Source organism: Streptomyces sp. NBC_00597 (assembly GCF_041431095.1).
GTDB lineage: Bacteria > Actinomycetota > Actinomycetes > Streptomycetales > Streptomycetaceae > Streptomyces.
Genome location: NZ_CP107757.1, coordinates 4,674,303 through 4,699,052, shown reverse-complemented (window position 1 = coordinate 4,699,052; position 24,750 = coordinate 4,674,303). Strand labels below are relative to the sequence as shown.

General features: G+C 72.3%; 23 protein-coding genes and 2 tRNA genes. 15 read left to right on the top strand and 10 right to left on the bottom strand.

The window, feature by feature from the left end:
• Window positions 1-10: 10 nt before the first annotated feature.
• Window positions 11-1,660 carry a long-chain fatty acid--CoA ligase gene (locus OG974_RS21200; protein WP_371644097.1) on the top strand — a complete coding sequence of 550 codons (1,650 nt, stop codon included), beginning with the start codon at window positions 11-13 and terminating at the stop codon, window positions 1,658-1,660.
• A 63-nt stretch (window positions 1,661-1,723) separates the two neighbouring features.
• Here the strand turns inward: OG974_RS21200 and OG974_RS21195 are convergent, their stop codons facing one another.
• From OG974_RS21195 to OG974_RS21185, 3 genes are all read right to left on the bottom strand, one after another.
• Window positions 1,724-2,308 (bottom strand): antibiotic biosynthesis monooxygenase, encoded by a 585-nt coding sequence (locus OG974_RS21195; RefSeq protein ID WP_328763191.1) that lies wholly within the window; start codon window positions 2,306-2,308, stop codon window positions 1,724-1,726.
• A gap of 13 nt (window positions 2,309-2,321) precedes the next feature.
• Complete coding sequence (locus OG974_RS21190) at window positions 2,322-5,759, bottom strand: PAS domain-containing protein (RefSeq protein WP_371644095.1); 3,438 nt, start codon at window positions 5,757-5,759, stop codon at window positions 2,322-2,324.
• 119 nt (window positions 5,760-5,878) lie between these two features.
• Window positions 5,879-6,316 (bottom strand): SSI family serine proteinase inhibitor, encoded by a 438-nt coding sequence (locus OG974_RS21185; protein WP_327284230.1) that lies wholly within the window; start codon window positions 6,314-6,316, stop codon window positions 5,879-5,881.
• A 222-nt stretch (window positions 6,317-6,538) separates the two neighbouring features.
• Between OG974_RS21185 and OG974_RS21180 the strand changes: the two genes are divergently transcribed.
• The 4 genes from OG974_RS21180 to OG974_RS21165 all read left to right on the top strand — a co-directional run bounded on the left by OG974_RS21180 (window position 6,539) and on the right by OG974_RS21165 (window position 8,236).
• A tRNA-Ser gene (locus OG974_RS21180) sits at window positions 6,539-6,629 on the top strand.
• Window positions 6,630-6,905: 276 nt separating this feature from the next.
• Window positions 6,906-6,978: transfer RNA gene (locus OG974_RS21175), tRNA-Arg, on the top strand.
• 73 nt (window positions 6,979-7,051) lie between these two features.
• Window positions 7,052-7,723 (top strand): histone deacetylase, encoded by a 672-nt coding sequence (locus OG974_RS21170; protein ID WP_329313960.1) that lies wholly within the window; start codon window positions 7,052-7,054, stop codon window positions 7,721-7,723.
• A 147-nt stretch (window positions 7,724-7,870) separates the two neighbouring features.
• Window positions 7,871-8,236 (top strand): PH domain-containing protein, encoded by a 366-nt coding sequence (locus OG974_RS21165; protein WP_030160265.1) that lies wholly within the window; start codon window positions 7,871-7,873, stop codon window positions 8,234-8,236.
• On the opposite strand, the gene OG974_RS21160 is transcribed toward OG974_RS21165, so the two are convergent.
• On the bottom strand, window positions 8,233-9,150 hold the full coding sequence (locus OG974_RS21160; RefSeq protein ID WP_329313958.1) for an SMP-30/gluconolactonase/LRE family protein: 918 nt from the start codon (window positions 9,148-9,150) through the stop codon (window positions 8,233-8,235). The two genes, OG974_RS21165 and OG974_RS21160, sit on opposite strands and share 4 nt — an antisense overlap.
• 109 nt (window positions 9,151-9,259) lie before the next feature.
• On the opposite strand from OG974_RS21160, the gene OG974_RS21155 reads away from it, so the two are divergent.
• The 9 genes from OG974_RS21155 (at window position 9,260) to OG974_RS21115 (ending at window position 18,605) form a co-directional block, all read left to right on the top strand.
• A complete protein-coding gene (locus OG974_RS21155) occupies window positions 9,260-9,694 on the top strand; it encodes an Lrp/AsnC family transcriptional regulator (RefSeq protein WP_327284227.1) in 435 nt (144 codons plus the stop codon).
• Entirely contained in the window at window positions 9,691-10,572 is an 882-nt protein-coding gene (locus OG974_RS21150) for a DUF2797 domain-containing protein (RefSeq protein ID WP_327284226.1), read from the top strand. The genes OG974_RS21155 and OG974_RS21150 overlap by 4 nt, the downstream gene beginning before the upstream one ends.
• A 94-nt stretch (window positions 10,573-10,666) precedes the next feature.
• On the top strand, window positions 10,667-11,005 hold the full coding sequence (locus OG974_RS21145; RefSeq protein WP_327284225.1) for an antibiotic biosynthesis monooxygenase: 339 nt from the start codon (window positions 10,667-10,669) through the stop codon (window positions 11,003-11,005).
• Window positions 10,989-11,867: an amidohydrolase family protein gene (locus OG974_RS21140; RefSeq protein WP_371644092.1), complete on the top strand. Its 879-nt coding sequence runs from the start codon at window positions 10,989-10,991 to the stop codon at window positions 11,865-11,867. Before OG974_RS21145 ends, OG974_RS21140 begins: the two co-directional genes overlap by 17 nt.
• 94 nt (window positions 11,868-11,961) lie before the next feature.
• The gene (locus tag OG974_RS21135) at window positions 11,962-12,729 is read left to right on the top strand and encodes a response regulator transcription factor (RefSeq protein WP_327284223.1); all 768 of its coding nucleotides are present in this window, start codon (window positions 11,962-11,964) and stop codon (window positions 12,727-12,729) included.
• Window positions 12,730-12,785: 56 nt separating this feature from the next.
• Window positions 12,786-14,378, top strand: a complete 1,593-nt coding sequence (locus tag OG974_RS21130) for a HAMP domain-containing sensor histidine kinase (RefSeq protein ID WP_328765212.1) — start codon at window positions 12,786-12,788, stop codon at window positions 14,376-14,378.
• Window positions 14,379-14,403: 25 nt separating this feature from the next.
• Window positions 14,404-15,672, top strand: coding sequence for a bifunctional glycosyltransferase family 2/GtrA family protein (locus OG974_RS21125; RefSeq protein WP_327284222.1), 1,269 nt, complete (start codon window positions 14,404-14,406; stop codon window positions 15,670-15,672).
• A complete protein-coding gene (locus OG974_RS21120; RefSeq protein ID WP_371644089.1) occupies window positions 15,669-17,861 on the top strand; it encodes an ArnT family glycosyltransferase in 2,193 nt (730 codons plus the stop codon). Before OG974_RS21125 ends, OG974_RS21120 begins: the two co-directional genes overlap by 4 nt.
• A 90-nt stretch (window positions 17,862-17,951) precedes the next feature.
• On the top strand, window positions 17,952-18,605 hold the full coding sequence (locus tag OG974_RS21115) for a TetR family transcriptional regulator (protein ID WP_327284220.1): 654 nt from the start codon (window positions 17,952-17,954) through the stop codon (window positions 18,603-18,605).
• A gap of 91 nt (window positions 18,606-18,696) precedes the next feature.
• On the opposite strand, the gene OG974_RS21110 is transcribed toward OG974_RS21115, so the two are convergent.
• Window positions 18,697-20,364, bottom strand: coding sequence for an MDR family MFS transporter (locus OG974_RS21110; protein ID WP_371644087.1), 1,668 nt, complete (start codon window positions 20,362-20,364; stop codon window positions 18,697-18,699).
• 13 nt (window positions 20,365-20,377) lie between these two features.
• The gene (locus OG974_RS21105; protein WP_327284218.1) at window positions 20,378-20,812 is read right to left on the bottom strand and encodes a MarR family transcriptional regulator; all 435 of its coding nucleotides are present in this window, start codon (window positions 20,810-20,812) and stop codon (window positions 20,378-20,380) included.
• A gap of 126 nt (window positions 20,813-20,938) precedes the next feature.
• Here OG974_RS21105 and OG974_RS21100 point away from each other — a divergent pair, with 126 nt between their 5' ends.
• Window positions 20,939-21,184, top strand: coding sequence for a hypothetical protein (locus OG974_RS21100; RefSeq protein ID WP_371644085.1), 246 nt, complete (start codon window positions 20,939-20,941; stop codon window positions 21,182-21,184).
• A gap of 279 nt (window positions 21,185-21,463) precedes the next feature.
• Here the strand turns inward: OG974_RS21100 and OG974_RS21095 are convergent, their stop codons facing one another.
• From OG974_RS21095 to OG974_RS21080, 4 genes are all read right to left on the bottom strand, one after another.
• The gene (locus tag OG974_RS21095) at window positions 21,464-22,162 is read right to left on the bottom strand and encodes a hypothetical protein (RefSeq protein ID WP_371644083.1); all 699 of its coding nucleotides are present in this window, start codon (window positions 22,160-22,162) and stop codon (window positions 21,464-21,466) included.
• A 49-nt stretch (window positions 22,163-22,211) separates the two neighbouring features.
• Entirely contained in the window at window positions 22,212-23,060 is an 849-nt protein-coding gene (locus OG974_RS21090) for an RNA polymerase sigma factor SigF (RefSeq protein WP_327284215.1), read from the bottom strand.
• A 220-nt stretch (window positions 23,061-23,280) separates the two neighbouring features.
• Window positions 23,281-24,243 carry an RNA polymerase sigma factor SigF gene (locus tag OG974_RS21085; protein ID WP_371644082.1) on the bottom strand — a complete coding sequence of 321 codons (963 nt, stop codon included), beginning with the start codon at window positions 24,241-24,243 and terminating at the stop codon, window positions 23,281-23,283.
• A 259-nt stretch (window positions 24,244-24,502) separates the two neighbouring features.
• Window positions 24,503-24,664 (bottom strand): hypothetical protein, encoded by a 162-nt coding sequence (locus tag OG974_RS21080; RefSeq protein WP_165937499.1) that lies wholly within the window; start codon window positions 24,662-24,664, stop codon window positions 24,503-24,505.
• Window positions 24,665-24,750 lie beyond the last annotated feature (86 nt).

Below are 24,750 nucleotides of genomic sequence, written 5' to 3'. Positions count from 1 at the left end.
GGAGGACGCTTTGCTGAGCACCATGCAGGACGTACCGCTCCTCGTCAGCCGCATACTTCAGCACGGTATGACGATCCACGGGAAATCCCAGGTCACGACCTGGACCGGGGAGGCCGAGCCGCACCGCCGCAGCTTCGCCGAGATCGGTACCCGAGCCACCCGCCTCGCCAACGCCCTGCGTGACGAGCTGGGCGTCCAGCAGGACGACCGGGTGGCCACCCTGATGTGGAACAACGCGGAGCACGTCGAGGCCTACTTCGCGATCCCTTCCATGGGCGCGGTCCTGCACACCCTCAACCTCCGCCTGCCTCCCGAGCAGCTGGTCTTCATCGTCAACCACGCGGTCGACCGGGTCGTGCTGGTCAACGGGAGCCTGCTGCCGCTGCTCGCACCGCTGCTGCCGCACCTGCCCACCGTCGAACACGTGGTGGTCACCGGTATCGGCGACCGTTCCGCACTCGACGGACTGGACGTACGCGTCCACGAGTACGAGGAGCTCCTGGAGGGCCGCTCCGACCGCTACGACTGGCCGGAGCTCGACGAACGCCGGGCCGCCGCCATGTGCTACACCTCCGGCACCACGGGCGACCCCAAGGGCGTCATCTACTCCCACCGCTCGATCTACCTGCACTCCATGCAGGTCAACATGGCCGAGTCGATGGGCCTGACCGACCGCGACACCAGCCTCATCGTCGTGCCGCAGTTCCACGTGAACGCGTGGGGCCTGCCCCACGCCACCTTCATGACCGGCATCAACATGCTGATGCCGGACCGGTTCCTCCAGCCCGCCCCGCTCGCCGAGATGATCGAGCGGGAGCAGCCCACGCACGCCGCGGCCGTCCCGACCATCTGGCAGGGGCTGCTCGCCGAGGTCACCGTCAACCCGCGCGACCTCACCTCCATGAAGCAGGTCACCATCGGCGGCGCGGCCTGTCCGCCCTCCCTGATGGCGGCCTACGACAAGCTCGGCGTCCGCCTCTGTCACGCCTGGGGCATGACCGAGACCTCCCCGCTGGGCACCATGGCGCACCCGCCGGCCGGCCTGAGCGCCGAGGAGGAGTGGCCGTACCGGGTCACCCAGGGCCGCTTCCCGGCGGGCGTCGAGCCGCGCCTGGTGGGTCCCGGGGGCGACGTCCTGCCCTGGGACGGCGAGTCGGCGGGCGAGCTGGAGGTCCGCGGCAACTGGATCGCGGGCGCCTACTACGGCGGCGCCTCCGGTGAACCGCTGCGCCCCGAGGACAAGTTCAGTGCGGACGGCTGGCTCAAGACCGGCGACGTCGGCGTGATCAGCCCCGACGGCTACCTCACGCTGACCGACCGCGCCAAGGACGTCATCAAGTCCGGCGGCGAGTGGATCTCCAGTGTGGAGCTGGAGAACGCGCTGATGGCGCACCCCGAGGTCGCGGAGGCGGCGGTCGTCGCCGTACCGGACGACAAGTGGGGCGAACGTCCGCTGGCGACCGTGGTCCTCAAGGACGGCGCGACCGTGGACTACGCGGGACTGCACGTCTTCCTCGGCCAGTCCATCGCCAAGTGGCAGCTGCCCGAGCGCTGGACGTTCGTCGTGGCCGTCCCCAAGACCAGCGTCGGCAAGTTCGACAAGAAGGTGATCCGCAAGCAGTACGCGGACGGCGAGCTGGTGGTCACCAGGCTCGGCTGACCCGCGGCCGGACCGACCGGGCCGGGGCGACCCGGCCGGTCCGGCGTGCCGGGGGGTACCTGCTCAGCCCTGGCCGGACTTCGTCAGCCAGGGCCGCAGCAGCCTGCTGACGGCGGGCATCGCCAGGTACGTCATCAGCGTGCTGAAGACGACGGCGAAAGCGGCCGTCCGCAGGACGAAGTGCAGGTTCACCAGGTACGGCCCGAGCACCGCGTTGCCGACGAGTGAGATCGGGAAGATGGCCAGCCCCGAGCTGACGGCCATCTTCCAGCGCGGCGGGGCGGGCCGGGTCGTACCCGGTTTCGCGAACCAGGTCTCCATGCCGTGCAGTTCGCGCCGGGCTATCTCGGTGTGGTGGTGCCCGAGGCAGTTGGAGAACCACTGGGCGCGCTCGGCGGAGTCCTGCCAGCGCTGGAAGGCCGCCTGGTCCCGGAAGCGGTGGACCAGGAACCACGGCCCGCCGTCCGTCGCCGGCCGGAACAGCCCGTACCCCAGATGCCCCGGGAACGTCGCGGCCGTCTCCAGGATGCCGTGGGCCCAGGCGTCGAACGCCTCCTCGTGGCCCGGCTCCACCTGCCGGGCGATGAGCAGGTTCACCTCCCCGTTGTCGGCGGGGACGGTCTGCTCACTCGCGTCGATGATGGCCATCGGGCCAGGATGGCTAGTTCGTACCGATCTTGGCCAGCAGGTCCACGATGCGACCCTGGACGTCCGCCGTGGTGGACCGCTCGGCGAGGAAGAGCACGCTCTCCCCCGAAGCCAGCCGCGGCAGTTCGGCCGGGTCGATGCCCGCGGTCGTGTAGACGACCAGCGGCGTCCGGTTCAGCTGCCCGTTGGCGCGCAACCAGTCCACGATCCCGGACCGCCGGCGCCGCACCTGCATCAGGTCCATGACCACCAGGTTGGGCCGCATCCGCGTGGCCAGCTCCACCGCGTCGGTGTCCGCGCCCGCCCGGGCGACCTGCAGGCCGCGCCGTTCCAGGGTGGCCGTCAGCGCCGTCGCGATCGCGTCGTTCTCCTCGATCAGCAGGACCCGGGAGGGGTGCTGCTCGCTGTCGCGCGGCGCGAGCGCCTTCAGCAGGACGGCCGGGTCGGCACCGTACGCCGCCTCGCGCGTGGCGTGCCCCAGCCCGGCCGTGACCAGTACGGGGACCTCGGCGGCCATCGCGGCCTGGCGCAGGGACTGCAAGGCGGTGCGGGTGATCGGCCCGGTCAGCGGGTCCACGAACAGCGCGGCGGGGAACGCGGCGATCTGCGCGTCCACTTCCTCGCGGGAGTGCACGATCACCGGACGGTAGCCGCGGTCGCTGAGCGCCTGCTGCGTCTGCACATCGGGTGCCGGCCACACCAGGAGGCGGCGCGGGTTGTCCAGCGGCTCCGGAGGCAGCTCGTCGTCCACGGGCCGTGGTACGGGCCGGTTGACGACCTCGACGGCGCCGCCGGGACCGTCCAGCGGCTCGGGGCCCTCGTCGGCACCGGCCTCGGGGGCTCCTATCGCGAACGCCCGGCCCTGGGGCGCGGGCTCGGCGAGCCGGCGCCGGCGGCCGGATCCGCCCGTGCCTCCCGCGCCATTGGTGCTCGTGGAGTCGACCGAGATGCCCTGGCCGAGGGTGCCGAGGGCGCGCACGCTGAACGGCTGGGGCGCGGTTGCCGCGGGGGTGTCCTGCGGCTGCCGGGTTCCGGGCACGGCCGCCTGGCCGGCGGCCTCTTCGTCCTCGGGAGCGGTCCGGGCCGCCGGGACCGGCCAGGCCGGAGCGGCGGGCAGTGCACGCCGCCGACCGGTCGGCGGTACGGGCTCCTCCGCGCCGGCGGCCGGCTGCGCGGCGGCAGCTTCGGGTGTTGCGGGGGCTGCGGCAGCTGCGGGCTCGGCACCGGGCGCACTCAGGACCCGGCGACCGCGCCGCCCGGCCGGGGTGTCGCCCGCGGCCTCGTCGGGGCCCTGCGCGGCGCCCGCGGCCGGAGCCGGTCCCTGGGCCGGTGCGGGAGCCGCTGCCGGGGTCGGGCCGGCGGGCAGCGCGAAGCCGCCCTGCGGTGCGATGGGCCGTGCGGGGGCCTGCGCGGGGGCCGGGGTCGGGCCGAGGCCCGTCGCGGGCACCGGGCCGGCGGGCTGCGGAGCGGCAGCCGGACCCAGCGCGCGCCGTCGCCCGGCGGGATGCTCGGTCACCGGGACGGGCGGCATGGCCGGCGCCGGCGGCACCGGCGGTACGGGCGCCGCAGAGCCCGGCGGCACAACGGGGCCGGGCGCCGGCTGCGGTGCCGGCGGCAGCGCGGGCACGGCGGTGCCCTGCGGGGGCACGGGCCTGCCCGGACCGCCCTGAGCGTCCTCGCTGCCGGTTCCGCTTCCGTCGCCGTCCCGGCCGCGTCGGCGTCCGGTACCCAGGCCCGCCGGGTTCACCGGGGACTGTGCGAGCTCGGGTGCAGCGGCGGGGGCATCCGCGCCGGCCTCGCCCGCCCGGCGCCGCCCGGACGGCAGCGCCAGCGCGCTCCCGCCCCCTGCGGCACCGTTCGCCTTCGCCTCTTCGGCCACGTCTTCCAGGAAGGCGTCCACCCCGCGCCGGCCCCGCCGCCCGGCGGGGCCCTTGCCCGAGCCTTCGGCGGCCGACGACTCCTTCGCAGGTTCCGGTTCCGGTTCGGGCAGCGTCACCGTTCCGGCCCCGGCGCCCAGCGGCAGTTCGAGTACGTACGCACCGCCGGGCGCGCCCGGCACCTCCACCGTCTGCAGCACGCCACCGTGCGCGGCCACCACGCCGCGCACGATCGGCTCGTGCACCGGGTTGCCGCCCTCGTACGGCCCCCGCACCTCGATCCGTACGACCTTGCCGCGCTGCGCGGCGGCCACGACGATCGTCGAGTCGCTGTACCCGCTGCCCTGCCGGGTCTTGCCGGTGGCGTCCACTCCGGCGACGTCCGCGACCAGGTGGGCGAGGGCGCCGGCGATCCGGTCGGCGTCCACCTCGGCCTCGATGGTCGGCGCGTGGACGGCGAACTGCACGCGGCCCGGGCCGATCAGCTCGACCGCGCCGTCGATGCCGGCCGCGACGACCCCGTCGATCAGGACCTTCTTCTTCTTGAGCTTCTCGGTGCCCGCGTCGAGCCGCTGGAAGCCGAGCACGTTGTCGACCAGCGCGGTCATCCGGGAGTACCCGGCGGCCAGATGGTGCAGCAGCTGGTTGGCCTCGGGCCACAGCTGTCCCGCGTCGTCGGCGGCCAGCGTGGCCAGCTCCCCGCGCAGCTCCTCCAGCGGACCGCGCAGGGACTCGCCGAGGACGGCCAGCAGCTGGGCGTGGCGTGCGGCCAGGGCGTCGTAGGGCCGCCGGTCGGTGAAGGTCATCACGGCGCCGACGAGCAGCTCCCCGTCCCGTACGGGCGAGGTGGTCAGGTCGACGGAGACGGGCTGTCCGGCCTTGTTCCACAGCACCTGGCTGCGCACCCGGTGCTTGCGGCCGCTGCGCAGGGTGTCGGCGAGCGGGGACTCCTCGAAGGGGAACGGCGAGCCGTCGGCGCGCGAGTGCTGGATCAGGCCGTGCAGCTCGCGGTTGCCGAGGTCGGTGGCGCGGTACCCGAGGATCTGTGCGGCGGCCGGATTGACGAGGACGACCCGTCCGTCGGTGTCCGTGCCGACGACGCCCTCGGCGGCGGCCCGCAGGATCATCTCGGTCTGCCGCTGCGAGCGGGCCAGCTCGGCCTCGGTGTCCACGGTCTCGGACAGGTCGCGCACGACGAGCATCAGCAGCTCGTCGCCCGTGTAGGGCTGCGGCTCGCGGTAGGCGTCGCGGCCGTCGAGGTGGGCGGCGGTGACCTCGACGGGGAACTCGGTGCCGTCGGTGCGGCGCGCGACCATCCGCTTGGGCTTGGCCCGGCCGCCCTCGTCCTCGCCGGGCCGGCGCATGGAGCCGGGGATCAGCTTGGAGTCGAACTCGGGAAGGAGGTCCAGCACGCCGCGGCCGACGAGCCCGGTGCCGGGGCTCTCCATGACCTCAAGGGCGATCGAATTGGCGTTGACGACCGTGCCGTTGCCGTTGACGAGCAACAGCGCGTCCGGAAGGGCATCGAGTATTGCTGCGAGGCGAGCAGCGCCTCGGGATGGCCTGCTGCTCACGACGAGCTTCCTCCCTGACCACGACTACCGGCATGTCACGGGAGGAGTCTAAGGGCACGGCTCCGGCCCGAGGTGGCGGATGTTCGGCGGATGCCGTGCATCCTTCGTATCCTCCCAGGTCAGGAGCGCCCAGCCGGAAGCACAGGTTCCAGGTTGTTCCATCGGACGATCTCGCATCCGTTGGTCCGCCGGAACGTCGCGTCCACCTTGTGGCCTTGCCACGTTCCGGTGATGTGTGCGGTGGCCGGTCCGCCGTCCTGCAGGGTGCAGATCTGCCGCTCGGACGCGGGGGCGAAGGGGTTCCGGCCCTGCTTCGCGAAGCCGTCGAGGCGGGCGCAGGCCCGCTCGGCCTCGGGGTGGTTCCCGCCGACGGGGTCGCACTCCAGCAGGTACTCGCCGTCGGCCCGCGGGTTGCCGGTGGCGGACACGGCGATGGTGAGGCGGTCGGGGACCGCCAGCAGCCGGCCCAGCGGCGGCAGCGGGGGCAGCGGCCCGGCGGCCGTGACCGCCGAGGCGGCCAGGGCGGAGGTGACGGCGAAGGCGGCGAGACGCAGCATGGGGCACTCCAGGTCGTCCGTACGTCGTACGGATGACCAACGACGTGCGCCCGCCGACGTTGCGTACGGGGCCGGGTGCGTGCATGCGTACGGGCGGCGCGTGCCGGGGGGGCTTAAGGCTTTGCTCTTGTGGCAGCTGTCCTTGTACCGTGGGAGCGGATTGGTGAGCGGCCCTGTGGCTGTGTCATCATCTGCACGCACCCTCGTACGCGGGGGTGTGCTGGAGGCGTCGCCTAGTCCGGTCTATGGCGCCGCACTGCTAATGCGGTTTGGGGCTTACACCCCATCGAGGGTTCAAATCCCTCCGCCTCCGCACTTGCCGAAGCCCCGGTCCTCATGGACCGGGGCTTCCGTGCGTTCCGGGGCTGGCTCTGCTCTCCGGTCGAGGGGTCCGCTCCGCCGGCTTCCGGCCACGGCCGCCGCCGTTCCCACCTCTCCCCGACATCCGTGCGAACCCATCCGGATGATCTCCGTCCAGGGCGTTTCCGCAGGTCAGGCCGGGTTTGGGTAATGGATTTCGCGTCCCGGCGAGGTCCATGTATTGTTGTTCTCGCAAGGCCAACGGGGCGCAAAACCCCGAGAAGCCCAAGCACTCGTAGCTTAACGGATAGAGCATCTGACTACGGATCAGAAGGTTGCAGGTTCGAATCCTGCCGAGTGCACAGCGAGCCAGAGGCCCTCAGGAGAAATCCTGAGGGCCTCTGGTGTTTCCCGGACACAGCGGAGGAAACGCGCATGACCGTGCACACCGCGACGCCGTTCGACGGAGCACCCGTCGCGCCCGAGCAGGTCTGGTACGCCTCTTACGGCTCCAACATGCACATGGACCGTCTTGCCGCGTACCTCGTGGGCGGAACGCTCCCGGGGGCGACGCGGACGTACCCGGGCTGCAGGGACCGACGGGCGCCCGAGCGGTCCCTCGCGGTGGAGTTGGCCGGCCGCCTCTACTTCGCCACCGAATCCCCCGTGTGGACGGGCGGACGCGCGTTCTACGACCCGACCGCGCCGGGCCGTACGCGCGGCCGCGCGCACCTGGTCACCATCGGCCAGCTCTCCGACATCGCCGCACAAGAGATGTACAAGGAGCCCGGGACGGACCTCGACCTGACGGTGGTCCTCCGGGAGGGCCGCCACGAGGTCGGGCCGGGACGGTACGAGACCTTGATCTGCCCCGGCGCGATCGAGGGCGTCCCCGTGCTGACGTTCACGGCGCCCTGGACGCTCCGTGACGTGGACACGACCGTGCCGTCCGCGGCGTACCTGCGTCACTTGGCGGGCGGCCTCCTGGAATCGGGCTCGTGGGAGGAGCGGCACATCGCGGACTACCTGGCCGCGAGCCCGGGTGCGGCCGGGAGCTGGACGGCCCGTCAGGTGCTGCGACTGCTGACCGCCGACGTCCGCCCCTGAGGTCCGTGTCCTCCTTGGTGGGGAGGGGGACCCCGGGGTCGTCCGGGTCGGGGATCGGTCCCGTGGGGGACGACCGTGCGACGGGGGCCGGGCTACGGTCCTGGAGACGGTCCGCAACGGTTCGGGCCGCGAGAGAGGGGGACTCCCGTGGGACTGTTCGGGAACGCGCACACGGTCGATCCGGTGTCGGCGCAGCGGGACTACGCGCGGCTGCTGGGGCAGGGGGAGCAGGTGCACGCCGCGTACCTGTTGATCCGGGACACGATCCTGTTCACCGACCGGCGCCTCGTGCTGGTCGACAAGCAGGGGCTCACCGGCAAGAAGGTGGAGTACCACTCCATCCCGTACCGGAGCATCACGCACTTCTCCGTGGAGACCGCCGGCCACTTCGACCTCGACGCCGAGCTCAAGATCTGGCTCTCCGGCAGCGCGGCGCCGATAGAGAAGACGTTCACCAAGGGCGTGGACATCTACGAGGTCCAGGCGATCCTCACGCAGTTCGTCGCGCGTTAGCCCCGTCGGACGCGCGGGAGGCCCGTCACCGAGAGGACCAGGGAGTAGAGGGAGGTGGTGGCGGTGATGAAGAGGCGGTTGTTCTTCGCGCCGCCGAAGGCGATGTTCGAGACGGGTTCGGGGACGCGGATGCGGCCGATCAGGGTTCCGTCCGGGGCGTAGCAGTGCACGCCGTTCTCCATCGCCGCCGCCCACAGCCGGCCTTCGTCGTCGAAGCGGATGTTGTCCACCCCGGGGCACTGCGTGAAGACGCGGTCGTCCGTCAGCGTGCCGTCCGCGCCGACCTTGAACGCGCGGATGTGGCCCGCCCGCGTGTCCGCCGCGTACAGCTCGCTCTCGTCGGGGGAGAAGACGACGCCGTTCGGGCCGAGGAACCCGGCCGCGGCGAGGCGGACCTCGCCGGTCGCCGGGTCGGCGCGGTAGAGGTTGCACGCGCCGATCTCGCCCGGTGCGCGGCGGCCCTCGTAGTCGCTGGTGATGCCGAAGTCCGGGTCGGAGAACCAGATCGAGCCGTCCGAGTGCACCACCGCGTCGTTCGGGCTGTTGAGCCGCCTGCCGTCGAAGCGGTCGGCGATGACCGTGAGGGTGCCGTCCGGTTCGGTGCGGGTGACGCGCCGGTGGCCCTGCTCGCAGGTGATCAGGCGGCCTTCGCGGTCCATGGTGTTGCCGTTCGGGTGGCCGGCCGGGGAGCGGAGGACCGAGACGGCGCCGGTCGCCTCGTCCCAGCGCAGCATCCGGTCGTTCGGGATGTCGCTCCAGACGAGCTGCCGCCACGCCGGCAGGTACAGCGGGCCCTCTGCCCAGCGGCAGTCGTCGTAGAGACGTTCGAGCCGCATGTCGCCGTTGGTGCAGCGGCCGGTGCGGAATCGTTCGTCCAGGATCTCGTACAGATTGGGATCGGCTATGGATGACATTCTTCCCCCCATGTAGTCGCTCACCGAATGGGATTCGGTCTAGTGGTGAGATTGCAGGATCCTGTACCGTCAGCGCAAGGGATTCCAGGGGATGTGGGAGGAAGATCGCGTGGACGACATCGACCGGGCGCTCGTCCTGCGCTTGCAGCAGGACGCGGGCCAGTCGTACGCCGCTCTCGGCGCCGCCGTCGGGCTCTCGGCGGGAGCCACCCACGAGCGGGTGCGCAAGCTGCGCGAGCGCGGGGTCATCCGGCGCACGACGGTCGAGGTGGATCCCGCGGCCGTCGGGAGCGGGGTGCTCGCGTACGTGATGGTCGACTCCAACGCCTGGATGGGGGACTCCAAGGCGGCCTTCGAGGCGATCGCCGAGATCCAGGAAGCGCACATCATCGCGGGCAGCGCCTCCGCCCTGGTGAAGGTGCGCACGGCATCGACCGAACAGCTCCAGGACGTCCTGCGCCGCCTCTACGCCATCGACGGCGTCAGCGGTACGCACGCCACCGTCGTGCTGGACACGTTCTTCGAGCGGCCGCTCCCGCTGTGACCTGGCGGTGCACCGGCATCCGGTGGAGCGGCGGCCGCCCCGCCGTCGGGTGGTGCGCCGAAGGCCGCGGCGAGCGCAGCAGCCCCCTCGCGTACGGGCAGCAGCTGGCCTTCGCGGCCCGGGGGGAGCGGCACTGCCTCGGGGTGTGGCGGGCGGGGAAGAGGACGCCGTGTCCCACGGCCGCCACCGTGCCCGGCCGGGCCGGCAACGCCCAGTGCCCCGAATGCGCCCGCCTGGACCGGTCGTTCTCGGTGGCCGCCGACACCAACGCCGCCGATCCGCGCACCTATCGCGTCTACCTGGCTTGGTTCGGGCCCGGCATGGTCAAGGTCGGCATCACGGCCGAGGAGCGCGGGCCGGCCCGGCTGCTGGAGCAGGGGGCGGTGACCTGGACCTGGCTGGGGCGGGGGCCGCTGATGGCCACCCGCCGTACCGAGGAGCTGCTGCGGGCCGCCCTGGGGGTGCCGGACCGGATCGCGTACGCCCGCAAGCGCGCGGTACGGGGTCGGCTGCCGGCGGCGGCCGACCGGGCCGGGGAGGTCGCCGAGCTGCACGCCCGGGCCGCGGCCCTGCCGGGCTGGCCGGAGTCGCTGGAGCGGCTGGTGTGTGAAATCGCCGATCACGCCGCGCCGTTCGGGCTGGACGGGCTGCCGGCTTCCGCGCGGGTGATCACCGAGATGGTCCCCGGCGGGGCCGTCGTGGGTCGGCTGGTCGGCGCGGCCGGTCCCGACCTGCACTTCGCCGACGGCCTCGTGGTGGACACCCGGCTGCTCGCCGGCTGGGAGCTCGTCGCCCCCGCCGCGGACGGCGCGAGCTCGGTGCCCGTCACCGAGCTGGCGCCGCCCGCCGCCCCCCGCGAGCAGGACGGGCTGTTCTGACCCCTGACCCTCCAAGGTCAAAACTTGGATCCCTTTGGGCTCCCGGACCTCTTTCCGGTGGACACGCCGGGGGCCGCCACGGAGGGTGGTGGGCATGAGCATCCAGCCCGTACCTGCCTTCGAACCGCCGTACGTGATGGCGGTCTTCAGCAATGTCCGCACTCCTGACGACACCGGGTACCCGGAGACCCTCGACCGGATGAAGGAGATCGTGAACACGAATCCGGGCTTCCTCGGTTACGAGTCCGCCCGCACTCCCGGCGGTCTCGGCATCACCGTCGCCTACTTCCGCGACCACGAATCCCTCGCCCTGTGGCGGCAGGACCTGGAGCACCAGGCGGCCATGAAGCAGGGTCGCGCCGACTGGTACGAGAGCTACACCCTGCACGTCGCGACCGTCGAGCGGAGCCACGGCTTTGCCCGCAACGGCTGAGGCGGTCCGCGCTTTCCGGGAGCGGCTCGGACTGCCCGGACTGGTCGACGTCCACACGCACTTCATGCCCGAGCGGGTCCTGGAGAAGGTGTGGGACTACTTCGACGCGGTCGGACCGCTCACCGGCGTCGAGTGGCCCATCACCTACCGGCACGAGGAGGAGCAGCGGGTCGCGCTGCTCCGGGAGTTCGGGGTCCGGGCGTTCACCTCCATGCTCTACCCGCACAAGCCGGCTATGGCCGCCTGGCTCAACTCCTGGTCCGCCGACTTCGCGGCCCGGACCCCCGACTGCCTGCACACGGCGACGTTCTTCCCCGAGGAGGGCGCCCCGGCCTACGTCCGGCAGGCCGTCGAGGCCGGCGCCCGGGTCTTCAAGGCGCACCTCCAGGTCGGCGGGTACGACCCGAACGACGACCGGCTCGATGCCGTCTGGGGGCTCCTCGCGGAGGCGGACATCCCGACCGTGATCCACTGCGGGTCGGGGCCGGTCCCGGCCAAGCACACCGGACCGGAGCCGATCGCCCGGCTGCTGGCCCGCCATCCCCGGCTGCCCCTGATCGTCGCGCACATGGGCATGCCCGAGTACGCCGACTTCCTGGACCTCGCCGACCGGTACGCCGCGGTGCGCCTCGATACGACCATGGCCTTCACCGACTTCACCGAGCGGCTGAGCGGCTTCCCGCCCGGTGAGCTCGGGCGGCTCGCGGACCTCGGTGACCGGATCTTGTTCGGCACGGACTTCCCGAACATCCCCTACCCCTACGAGCACCAGCTGGAAGCCCTGGAGCGGCTCGGCCTCGGTGACGACTGGCTGCGCGCGGTCTGCCACGACAACGGCGCCCGGCTGTTCCGCCTGGTCTGAGTGGCTCGCCCGGGATGACGCGGGAAACGCAGTTCTCAGGAAATTCACAGGTAGGGACAAGAACGCTCTCAGAGGCCGCGGTCAGCGTGGTCGCATGACTGCGACGACCACCTCCCATGCGTCCACGTCCACCAGCAACCCCGCGGCCCTCGTCCGGCCCGACGGAGGCCCCTGCCGGGTGCTCGTCGTCGACGACGAGGCCTCGCTCTCCGAGCTGCTGTCCATGGCCCTGCGCTACGAGGGCTGCGAGGTCCGCAGTGCGGGCGACGGGGCCGGCGCGGTGCGGGCTGCACGCGAATTCCGGCCCGACGTCGTGGTCCTCGACGTCATGCTGCCCGACATGGACGGACTGGCCGTCCTGGGACAGCTGCGCCGGGAGATCCCGCAGCTCCCCGTGTTGTTCCTGACCGCCAGGGACTCCGTCGAAGACCGCATCGCGGGCCTGACGGCAGGCGGCGACGACTACGTCACCAAGCCCTTCAGCTTGGAAGAGGTCGTGGCCCGGCTGCGCGGCCTGGTCCGCCGCTCGGGTGCGGCGCAGGCCGCGCGCGGGGGCTCCGTCCTGGCCGTCGGTGATCTGCGGCTCGACGAGGACAGCCACGAGGTGTCCCGCGGAGGCCGGGAGATCCACCTCACCGCCACGGAGTTCGAGCTGCTGCGCTACCTGATGCGCAACCCGCGGCGCGTGCTGAGCAAGGCGCAGATCCTGGACCGGGTGTGGTCGTACGACTTCGGCGGCCAGGCAAACGTCGTCGAGCTGTACATCTCTTACCTGCGGCGCAAGCTGGAGAGTGGCCCCGGCCTGCCGTCGATGATCCACACCCGGCGCGGCGCCGGCTACCTGATCAAGCCGGCCGAGTAGTGGCACTCCGCCTGCCGCGGCGGGCCGCACACCCGCGCACCGCCCGGCGCCGCCTCCTGCCCCGGCGGCCGCGCCCCTGGTCCCTGCGGGCCCGGCTCGTCGTCTCGGCGGTGGCGCTGATCGCCGTCGTGGGCGCCGCGATCGGCGTCGTCACCACCCTGTCGCTGCGCCAGTACCTGGTCGAAAAGGTCGACCAGCAGCTACGCATCGCCGTGGACATGGCCACGCCCCGGAACCCTTCGCCGGCGAAGGCCGGGCGCGACGGCCTCTGGTTCGTCAGCGCCCCGGGCACCCCGTTGGGCGCCGTGGGGATCCGGTCCGAGCCGGGCGGCACGACCGAGGGCGCCCGGCTCGCCGCCATCGGCGGGCCCGGCCTGGAGACCCGCCAGCCGCTCACCCCGGCCCAGTCCCGCCCGCTGGAGAAGGTCGCCGCCAAGGCCGCCGCCGACCGCGGCCGGCCCGCACCCGTGGACGTGGACCTGCCGGGCCTCGGCAGTTACCGGGTACAGGCCTCCCCCGAAGGGAACCTGGCCCTGGCCTACCCGCTCGCCGAGGTCGACTCCACCGTGCAGACGCTGATCGCCGTCGAGGTCTTCGTCACCCTCGCCGGACTGATCGCGGCCTCCCTCGCAGGGCAGGCCCTGGTCGCAGTCGCCCTGCGCCCGCTGCGCCGGGTGGCCGCCACCGCCACCCGCGTCTCCGAACTCCCCCTGCACAGCGGCGAACCCGCCCTCCACGAGCGGGTCCCGGACGCCGAGGCCGATCCCCGGACCGAGGTGGGACAGGTCGGCGCCGCCCTCAACCGGATGCTGGGACACGTCTCCTCCGCCCTCACCGCCCGCCAGCAGAGCGAGATGCGGGTCCGGCAGTTCGTCGCCGACGCCAGCCACGAGCTGCGCACCCCCCTCGCCTCCATCCGCGGGTACGCCGAACTCACCCGTCGGGGCCGGGAGGAGCCCGGCCCCGACACCCGTCACGCCCTCGGCCGCATCGAGTCCGAGGCGACCCGGATGACCGGCCTCGTCGAGGACCTGCTGCTGCTCGCCCGGCTCGATGCCGGCCGTCCGTTGAGTGCGACGGACACCGACCTCGCCCCGCTCGTCGTCGACGCCGTCAGCGACGCCCGGGCCGCCGGACCCGAGCACCACTGGCGCCTTGAGCTGCCCGAGGAGCCCGCGCCGATCCATGCCGACCCGGCCCGGATCCAGCAGGTCCTGGTCAACCTGCTCGCCAACGCCCGTACGCACACTCCGTCCGGCACCACCGTCACCGCCCATGTTTCACGTGAAACACGGGCCGTCCGGCTGAGGATCGAGGACGACGGCCCCGGCATCCCGCCCGCTCTGCTCCCGCACGTCTTCGAACGGTTCGCGCGCGGCGATGCCTCGCGCTCCCGGGCTGCGGGCTCCACCGGCCTGGGGCTCGCCATCGTCGCGGCCGTCGTGACGGCGCACGGCGGACAGGTGGACGTATGGAGCGAGCCCGGGTGGACCCGCTTCGAGGTCCTGCTCCCGCTCGCCCCGGACCAGCCGACGACCCGGATCGCAGCTGACTCACGGGCCGACGCACGGACCGGACCACGGGCCGGCTCACGGGCCGACGCGCGGAGGGACTCACAGACGGGGCACAGGCTCACCACACAGCGGTGACAGCCCAACCGGAGAGGGTCGGTATATGCCAACCGACACCTCCTCCGGCGCCCTTCCGGCACGGGCGCACCTCGCTCCCGTGCCCGGCGAGCCCGTACTCGACGTGGTGATCCCGGTCTTCAACGAGGAGAAGGACCTCGGCCCGTGCGTGCGCCGGCTCCACGACCACCTCACCCGCACGTTCCCGTACCCCTTCCGCATCACGATCGCCGACAACGCGAGCACCGACCGCACCCCCGAGGTCGCGGCCGCCCTCGCCACCACCGTCGACGGCGTACGCAGCACCCGGCTGGAGGAGAAGGGCCGCGGCCGCGCCCTGCGCACCGTCTGGTCCCGCTCCGAGGCACCCGTCCTCGCCTACATGGACGTGGACCTGTCCACGGACCTCAACGCGCTGCTGCCGCTGGTCGCCCCGCTCATCTCCGGGCACTCCGACCTCGCCATCGGCACCCGCCTCGCCCGCTCCTCGCGGGTGGTGCGCGGCGCCAAGCGGGAGTTCGTCTCCCGGGCCTACAACCTGCTCCTGCGCTCCTCCCTCGCCGCCCGGTTCAGCGATGCCCAGTGCGGGTTCAAGGCCATCCGCCGGGAGGTCGCTGAGCGGCTGCTGCCGCTGGTGGAGGACTCGGGCTGGTTCTTCGACACCGAGATGCTCGTGCTCGCCGAGCGGGCCGGGCTGCGCATCCACGAGGTGCCCGTGGACTGGGTCGACGACCCGGATTCCACCGTCCACATCGTCGGCACCGCCACCGAGGACCTCAAGGGGATGTGGCGGGTGGGCCGGGCCCTGGCCGTCGGCGCACTGCCGCTCGACCGGCTCGCCCGACCCTTCGGCGACGACCCGCGCGACCGCAGCGCCCTGCCCGGCGTGCCGCGCGGCCTGGCCCGCCAGCTCCTGGGCTTCTGCGTGATCGGCGTGCTGTCCACGCTCGCCTACCTCGCCCTGTACTCCTTCCTCCGGCTCGGCGCCGGACCCCAGCTCGCCAACGCCGGCGCCCTGCTGGTCTCAGCCGTCGCCAACACGGCCGCCAACCGCCGGCTCACCTTCGGCGTCCGCGGCCGCGAGAGGGCCGTCCGCCACCAGGCCCAGGGCCTCGTCGTGTTCGGCGTCGGACTGGCCCTGACCAGCGGATCGCTGGCCGCCCTCGGCGCCGCCACACCCCATCCCGCCCACAGCACCGAACTGGCCGTACTGATCACGGCCAACCTCGCCGCAACCGTGCTGAGGTTCCTGCTCTTCCGCGCCTGGGTCTTCCCCGAGCGGCGCGCCACTCCCGCGAAGGACGACACCCGATGACCACGGCCGTACCACCCATGGACTCCCCGTTCCCGGAACGGGCCCCGGCCGCCCCGACCGCGCCCGGTGCACCGCCCGCCACGGCGAGCGCCGCCGCCGCGGGGCGTCCCCGCTGGGAGCGGCCCGCGTACGTGGCGCTCCTGCTGGCCACCGCCGTACTGCTGCTGTGGAACCTGGGCGCCTCCGGTTACGCCAACTCCTTCTACTCCGCCGCCGTCCAGGCGGGCAGCGAGAGCTGGAAGGCCTTCTTCTTCGGCTCCTCCGACGCCGGGAACTCCATCACCGTCGACAAGCCGCCGGCCGCCCTGTGGCCCATGGCCCTGTCCGTCCGGCTGTTCGGGCTCGGCAGCTGGCAGATCCTCGTCCCCCAGGCCCTCATGGGCGTCGGCACCACCGCCGTGCTCTACGCCGCCGTACGCCGCCACTTCGGGCCCGCGGCCGCACTGCTCAGCGGCACCGTCTTCGCGCTCACCCCGGTGGCCGCGCTGATGTTCCGCTTCAACAACCCGGACGCGCTGCTCACGCTGCTGCTGACCGTCACCGTCTACTGCGTGCTGCGCGCCCTCGACGGCGCCCGCACCAAGTGGCTCGTCTGGGCGGGTGTCGCGGTCGGCTTCGCCTTCCTGACCAAGACCCTCCAGGCCTTCGTCATCCTGCCGCCGCTCGCCGTCGTGTACGCCGTCTGCGCGCCCACCCGGCTGCGCCGCCGGCTCGGCCAGCTGTTGCTCGCCGGAGCCGCCATGGTGGTGGCCGGCGGCTGGTGGGTGGCCATCGTGGAACTGTGGCCCGCGTCTTCCCGCCCGTACATCGGCGGCTCGCAGACCAACTCCTTCCTGGAACTGACCCTCGGCTACAACGGGCTCGGTCGGATCAACGGCAACGAGACCGGCAGCGTCGGGGGCGGCTCCCGCCCCGGTGGCGGCGGCCCCGGCTGGGGAGAGACCGGCATCGACCGGCTCTTCTCGGCCAACACCGGCGGGCAGATCTCCTGGCTGCTCCCGGCGGCCCTCGTCATGCTCGTCACCGGACTGGTCGTCACCTGGCGGGCCCGCCGGGCCACCGACTCCCTGGAGGGCATGGCCCGGGCCGCCTTCCTGGTGTGGGGCGGCGCCCTGCTGATCACCGCGCTCGTCTTCAGCTACATGCAGGGCATCTTCCACGAGTACTACACCGTGGCGTTGGCGCCGTACGTGGCCGCGCTCGTCGGCATGGGCGTGGCCCTGCTGTGGGAGGAGCGGGGCGGCAAGGCCGCCGCGCTCACCCTGTCCGGCACGCTCGCCCTGACCGCGTGGTGGTCCTACGTCCTGCTCGGCCGCTCCTCCGGATACCTGCCGTGGCTGCGCTGGACGGTCCTCGTCGCCGGCCTGGCCGCGGCGGCCGGACTGCTGTTCGGTGCCCGCCTCGGCCGCCGGTCCGCGCTGGGGGCGGCGGCGCTGGGGCTGGCCGCGGCGCTGGCCGGACCCCTCGCGTACTGCCTGACCACGGTCGACTCCGCGCGCAGCGGGTCGATCGTGACGGCCGGGCCTGCGGTCTCGGGCGGCCGCGGCGGCATGGGCATGCGGATGTTCGGCGGCGGGGAACTCCCGCCCGGTGCGGTCCCGCAGGGCATGCCGCAGCAGGGCGCCCCGCAGCAGGGGCAGCAGGGCGGGCCCCAGGGCGGCGGTCCGCAGGGCGGGCGCCGGCAGTTCCCCGGCGGCCAGGGAGGCCAGGGATTCCCGGGCGGGCGCAACGGCGGCGGCACTGCGCGCGGCGGTGGGCAGAACTCCGCGGGCGGCGGCCCCGGCGGCCTGCTGGGCGGCACGAAGGTCGGTACGGAGGCCACGGCCGCCCTGCGCAAGGACGCGGGCGAGTACACGTGGGCGGCGGCCGCCGTCGGCGCGCAGAACGCGGCGAGCTACCAGCTGGCCTCCGGCGAGCCGGTGATGCCGATCGGCGGGTTCAACGGGAGCGACCCCTCCCCGACCCTCGCCCGGTTCCAGGAGTACGTCCGCACCGGGAAGATCCACTACTTCATCGGGGAGGGCGACCGCTCCGGAGGCGAGGGACAGGTCGCGCGCGGCGGCCCCGGCGGCGGCACCAGCAGCGCCATCGCGAGCTGGGTCAAGGCCAACTACCGGTCCGTCACGGTCGGCGGAGCCACCTTCTACGACCTGACCGTCCCCCTGAACGGCACGTCCGCCCCGTCCTGAACCTGCCGAAACGCGAGGGGCACCCTCTAGCATCAAGTGGGCGGACCGGGCATTCCGGGCTGATCCAGCTGTTGCGAGGAGGGTGCCTCCATGGTGACCGCGGCCGATTCGGGCAAGACCCGGACCAGCGTGTGGCTGGCCCCCGGGCACGGCGCCCCCGCCAGACGCCGCAGCGAGGCGCCCTCAGGCCTCGACCGGGACCGGATCACCGGGGCCACCGTTCGACTGCTCGACGCCGAGGGGCTGGCCCGGTTCTCGATGCGGCGGCTCGCGGCCGGGCTCGGCGTCACCGCGATGTCCCTGTACTGGTACGTCGACACCAAGCACGATCTGCTCGAACTCGCCCTGGACCGGGCCCTGGGCGAGCTACCGCTCCCCCGGAGCACCACGGCCGGGCCGGCCCAGGAGGGCTGGCCCGGCCGTCTGCGTTCGCTGGCCGGCGGCTACCGGCGGCTGCTGGCGGCGCACCCCTGGGTGGCGCCGCTGACCGCCGCGTACCCGAACATCGGGCCGCACGCCCGGGCCTTCGACTCCGCCCTGCAGCGGGTGCTCGATGCCACCGGTCTCGCGGGCGGCTGCCGGACCGGCGCACACCTGGCCGTGTCGCAGTTCCTGCACGGCTGCGGGGGCACCGCGCGGCGGGCGCCCGCCGGGGACTTCGCGCTCGCGCTCGACGTCCTGATCGCGGGGATCGAGGCGCAGGCCGCCGCCCGGCCGGGCGCGGGCGTGGGCTCGGGGGCGTGAGAAGACCCCCGCCGGGGTTCCTTCCCCGGTGAACGGGGAGGGAGCGACCCGACGGGGGCCGAGGGGTGTGGCTCGATGCGGCTCGGTGTCGCTACTGCGCCGAGTCGGCCGTCGCCGTCGCCGTCGCCGTCGCCGTCGCCGTCGCCGCCGTCGGGGCGTGGGCCGCCGGCTTCGACTTCAGCGCGACTTCCTTGATGAACAGCACCAGGAGCAGCGCGAGCAGCGCGGTGGGGGCGGCGTAGAGGAAGACGTCGCCGACGCCGTGCCCGTACGCCGACTCGATGACGGTGCGCAACGGAGCGGGCAGCTTGTCGAGGTCGGGGATCCCGCCGCCGGCGGTGCCGCCGTGGCTCATCGCCGCCGCCTTCGGGCCGAGCGCGGCCAGCCCGTCCTTGACGTAGTGGGTGACCCGGTTGGCCATGACCGCGCCGAGCGCGGAGACGCCCACGGCGCCGCCGAGCGAGCGGAAGAAGGTGACGACCGAGCTGGCCGCGCCCAGGTCCTGGGGGGCCACCTGGTTCTGGGTGGCGAGGACGAGGTTCTGCATCATCATGCCGAGACCGAGGCCGGTCAGCGCCATGTAGATCGCGATCTGCCAGTACGGGGTGTCGTAGCGCAGGGTGCCCAGCATTCCGAGACCGGCCGTCAGTAGGACGCCGCCGGAGACGAGCCAGGCCTTCCACTTACCGGTCTTGGTGATCACCTGACCGGAAACCGTGGAGGAGACGAAGAGCCCGCCGATCATCGGAATCGTCAGGATTCCGGACATCGTGGGGGACTCGTTGCGTGCCAACTGGAAGAACTGGCTGAAAAACACGGTGCCCGAGAACATCGCGATGCCGACGAACAGCGAGGCCGCCGAGGCGAGGCTGATGGTCTTGTTGCGGAACAGGCGCAGCGGGATGATCGGGTCGCTCGCCTTGGACTCGACGAGGAGGAAGAGCAGGCCGAGCACGACGGCGCCGCCGGTCATCGCCACGGTCGTCCAGGAGATCCAGTCGTACGAGTCGCCGGCCTGCGTGACCCAGATCAGCAGCAGGGACACGGCCCCGCTGATCAGGAAGGCGCCGAGCCAGTCGACCTTGACGTCACGGCGGACGACCGGGAGGTGCAGGGTGCGCTGGAGGACGATCAGGGCGATGACCGCGAACGGCACGCCGACGTAGAAGCACCAGCGCCAGCCGAGCCACGAGGTGTCGGTGATGACACCGCCGAGCAGCGGACCGCCGACGGTGGCGACGGCGAAGACCGCGCCCAGGTAGCCGCTGTACCGGCCGCGCTCGCGCGGGGAGATCATCGCGGCCATCACGATCTGGGCGAGGGCGGACAGGCCGCCGACGCCGATGCCCTGGACCACGCGGCAGGCGATGAGCATGCCGGTGTTCTGGGACAGGCCCGCGATCACCGAGCCGAGGACGTAGATCACCAGGGATATCTGGACCAGCAGCTTCTTGCTGAACAGGTCGGACAGCTTTCCCCAGAGCGGGGTCGCCGCCGTCATCGACAGTAGCGCGGCGGTGACGACCCAGGTGTACGAGGACTGGGTGCCGCCGAGGTCGCTGATGATCTGGGGCAGGGCGTTGGAGACGATCGTGGACGACAGGATCGCCACGAACATGCCGAGCATCAGGCCGGACAGCGCCTTCATGATCTGCGGGTGGGTCATGGGTGCGTGCGCGTGTGCGGATGCGGATGCGGGGTCGGACGTGGTCTCCGACCGGCTGCCTCCCTGCACACCGGTGGGTGCGGTGGTCGCCATGTGGGTCCTTTGTCTAGAAGCTCGATCGGAGCCGGGTCAGCAAGGTGTTGAGTACGTCGATGTCGTGGGCGGACCAGTCGGCCAGAGCCTTCTCCAGCGCGCCGGTGTAGCGGGCGCCGAGCTCGGCGAGGAGCGCGTGGCCGGCCGGGGTGAGCCGCAGGATGCGGCAGCGGCCGTCGCCGGGGTCGATGTCGCGGGTGATCCACCCGCGGTCGGCGACGTGGGCGACGTGGCGGCTGGTCACCGAGATGTCGATGGCCATGAGATCGGCAAGGCGGCTGAGCCGCATTTCGCCGTGGCGGTCGAGCACGGTGAGGACGGCGGCGGAGCCGGCCGGGCAGTCCGGGGGGAGCATGCGGGCGAGGTCGCGCTTGACGGCGCCGATGCCGGTGAGCTGGCGGGCCAGCTCCTCGTAGCGGGTGGGGTGGGGGTGCGTTTCCGTGGGCATGGGCTCCCTCCCTCCTCTCCTCATCTTGTTGCTTAGGGCAACCATAGAAGCGATTGGTTGCTACAGGCAAATGAATCGGGGGGTGGGGGCGGTAAAGGAATCGGAAAACCCGCTAGGGTCCTGCGCATGGCTGCGAACCACAACTCACAGGGACCCGAGGGCAACTACGACCCCGCGGGCAGCACTCAGATGTTCCGGGCGTTCGTCGAAGAGGCCGCGCCGGCCGGGCCGGCAGCGGGGACGGCTGCGCCGGGCTCTCGGCGGCGGCAGGCCCAGGCCTCCGGTTCGGGGTCGAAGGCCGGGCTGTGGCTGGGGGTGGGCCTCGGGGTCCTGCTGCTGGTCGGGGCCGTGTGCTGGCTGGCCCTGTCGTAGCCCTCGGGTGCGGAGCCGGTGCGGGGGGCCTGCCGTGCCCCAGGTGCCGGAGGGGCTGAGGGACGCGGGGCTCCGCCCCGGACCCCGCGCCTCAAGCGCCGGCGGGGCTGGTGTGGCCACCGTGCCCAGGTGCCGGCGGGGCTGAGGGTGGCGAACGCCGGCGGGCTGGGTGTGGGCCCCGCGCCGCAAGCCGGCGGGGCTGGTGTGGGCCCCGGGCCCCAGGTGTCGGTGGTTGGGTGTGGCACCCGGGGCTGGGGGTGGGTTCCTGGCTGGAGGGGGTCAGGTCCAGGTGGCCGTGGTTTTTTGGGTTTCCACGTGCATGCCCAGGGGGACTCGCCAGGACTCGACGCAGACCGTGTAGGTCTGCGTCTTCGTCGCGCCGCCGGGGATCGGGGTCGGGAGGGGCTGGGTCGTCGTGATCGTGGCCCAGTCGATGCCGAGGGTGCCGATGACGTGCGTCGAGAACGTGACCGCGCCCGAACGGGCCGCCGTGGTGCCCGTGTTGGTGAACGCCACCGTGACCTTCTCGCACCAGCGGTCCGCCGCCGGGGTGCGGGCCGGGGTGCCCAGCGTCAGGTTCGCCGGGGTGGTCGGCGTGGCCGGGGGCGTCGTCCCCGGGGTGGTGGTTGCGGGGGGTGCCGGGGGCGGGGTGGACGGCGTCGCCCCGGACGGGGTCTGGGAGGACGGTGCGGTTCCGGGCGGGGTGGTCGTGGCTTCGGCCCGGGCGGAGCCGGCAGGACCCTGCGGATCCGGGGCACCGGGCGACGTACTCGTGGTGGAGGGAGGGGTTCCGCCCAGCTGCTGCATCTCCACCGGCCCCCGGGGTGCCACGTTGTCCCCCGCACTGCGCTCCGGGCCGGGGGCCACGGCGCCCGCGGCCGCGTAGCCGTCGCGTGCGGGACCGCCGCACCCCGTCAGGAATGCGGCGGCCGTGCAGCACAGGGCCACGAGGGTCATCGCGCGGCGTTCCCTTCGCATCGCGGCAGTCTGGCTGACGCCACGTCAGATAGGAACCCCGCTGCCGTGATTACTCGCCGATCAGGCCCATCCGGAGCTGCGCCAGCGTGCGCGTGAGCAGCCGGGAGACGTGCATCTGGGAGATGCCGACCTCCTCGCCGATCTGCGACTGCGTCATGTTCGCGAAGAACCGCAGCATGATGATCTGCCGTTCCCGGGGCGGGAGTTTGGCGAGCAGCGGCTTCAGCGACTCGCGGTACTCGACGCCTTCGAGCGCGGTGTCCTCGTAGCCGAGGCGGTCCGCGAGCGAGCCCTCGCCGCCCTCGTCCTCGGGGGAGGGCGAGTCGAGCGAGGAGGCGGTGTACGCGTTGCCCACGGCGAGGCCGTCGACGACGTCCTCCTCCGACACCCCGAGCACCGCGGCCAGTTCCGGCACGGTGGGCGAGCGGTCGAGCTTCTGGGCGAGCTCGTCGCTGGCCTTGGTGAGGGCGAGGCGCAGCTCCTGGAGACGGCGCGGGACGCGCACGGACCAGGAGGTGTCCCTAAAGAATCGTTTGATCTCTCCCACGACGGTCGGCATCGCGAACGTCGGGAACTCCACGCCGCGTTCGCAGTCGAACCGATCGATCGCCTTGATCAGGCCGATCGTGCCGACCTGGACGATGTCCTCCATCGGCTCGTTCCGGCTGCGGAAGCGGGCGGCGGCGTACCGCACCAGGGGCAGGTTCAGCTCGATCAGGGTGTCGCGTACGTACGCCCGTTCGGGGCTGTCCGGGTCCAGGGTGGCAAGTCGCTGGAAGAGGGAGCGGGAGAGGGTGCGGGTGTCGATGGCTTCCGAGCGGTCAGACGCTGCAGGTGCTGTCGGCGCAGCGCTCTTGACGAGCGTGAGCACCTTGGAGCTGCCCTGGTCTACGGACATGCCACCCCCTTGAGGTCGCGGACGGTCGCGTACTGCGCGCCCGTCGGAGGAACGCAGCCTCCACCTGAATACCGGAGGCGGGGCTGCGGCAAACGCGGTTCAAGCAGAATGTCACATGTCGGCAACGCGCTGTAGCGCCAAGTCGACATATATCTCCAGCGACAGAGCGGAATGAGCCCGTTCTGTGGGGAAACGGCGGAACGATCTCCACCCGTTCCAGCTACGCCTCGATCCTGTTTGCGGATCGGAGTCGAGCGAAGCTCCGGGCGAGCAGCCGCGACACGTGCATCTGGGACACCCCGAGCTCCGCGCTGATCTGGGACTGCGTCAGATTGTTGTAGTACCGCAGCAGCAGGATCCTTTGTTCACGCTCGGGCAGCTGTACGAGGAGGTGGCGGACGAGGTCGCGGTGCTCGACCCCGGCCAGCTCCGGGTCCTCGTAGCCCAGGCGGTCCAGCAGCCCCGGCAGCCCGTCGCCCTCCTGGGCGGCCTCCAGCGAGGTGGCGTGGTAGCTGCGGCCGGCTTCGATGCAGGACAGCACCTCGTCCTCGGTGATCCGCAGCCGCTCGGCGATCTCCGGCGTGGTCGGCGTGCGTCCGTGCAGGGTGGTCAGGTCCTCGGTGGCCGCGTTCACCTGGACCCACAGTTCGTGGAGCCGGCGCGGCACGTGGACGGTGCGGACGTTGTCGCGGAAGTAGCGCTTGATCTCGCCCACGACGGTCGGCATGGCGAAGGTCGGGAACTGCACCCCGCGGTCCGGGTCGAACCGGTCGATCGCGTTGATGAGGCCGATCGTGCCGACCTGGACCACGTCCTCCATCGGCTCGTTGCGGCTGCGGAAGCGGGCGGCCGCGTACCGGACGAGCGGGAGGTTCGCCTCGATGAGGGCGCTCCGCACCCGGTGGTGCTCGCCGGTGCCCGGCTGAAGGCCCTTCAGCTGCCCGAACAGGACCTGGGTGAGGGCCCGGGTGTCCGCGCCCCGGCTCTGGGGTCTCGGGGCCGCTGGAGGCTCCTCAGGGGCGTCCTGCTGGGGCGGGACCTGGGAGTCTTGGGGCGAGTCCCGGGAGGCCTCCCGCGGGGATCCCTGCGGGGAGTCCTGCGGGACGCCCCGCAGGGGCTCCTGCTGCGGGTCCTGCTGGGGCTCCTGCTGGGGCGGCACCTGAGGCGCAGTACTGGCCGGCACGGTCACGCCACCCCTTCATGTCGACTCGACTCATCCGTCAAAAGCGGTCATAGCATCACAACACATGTGCACTGTGTGCAAGCACCGCATATCGCCGTGTTGGGGGCTAGTTGGGCATAATGGGGTGTTTTGGATGCGGCCCTTGCACGGCGCGGAATGCGAAAGCCAACGCAAAAGCCAACGTGAAAGGCAACGCAAAAGCCCCCCACCCGTCGGAGTGGGGGGCCGGTCGGTCCGGAGGGTGCGTCAGCGTACGGGTTCAGCGCACGAGTTCGGTCATGAACGCGCCGATGCCGTGGGCGGCATCCGATATGCCCTGGAAGCCTATTTTGACGATGTCGGCCGCCTTGACCGGCTGGGTGATGATCACGAAGAGCACGAACACGACGAGCCCACTCATGATCATCTTCTTGGTGTCCATGATGCGGTGTCGGCCTCCCCAACCGGTCCTGCAAAGTCGGGTGAGTCTAACCGTTCGTCTTCGGACACTCATCAGGCCTTTATGGA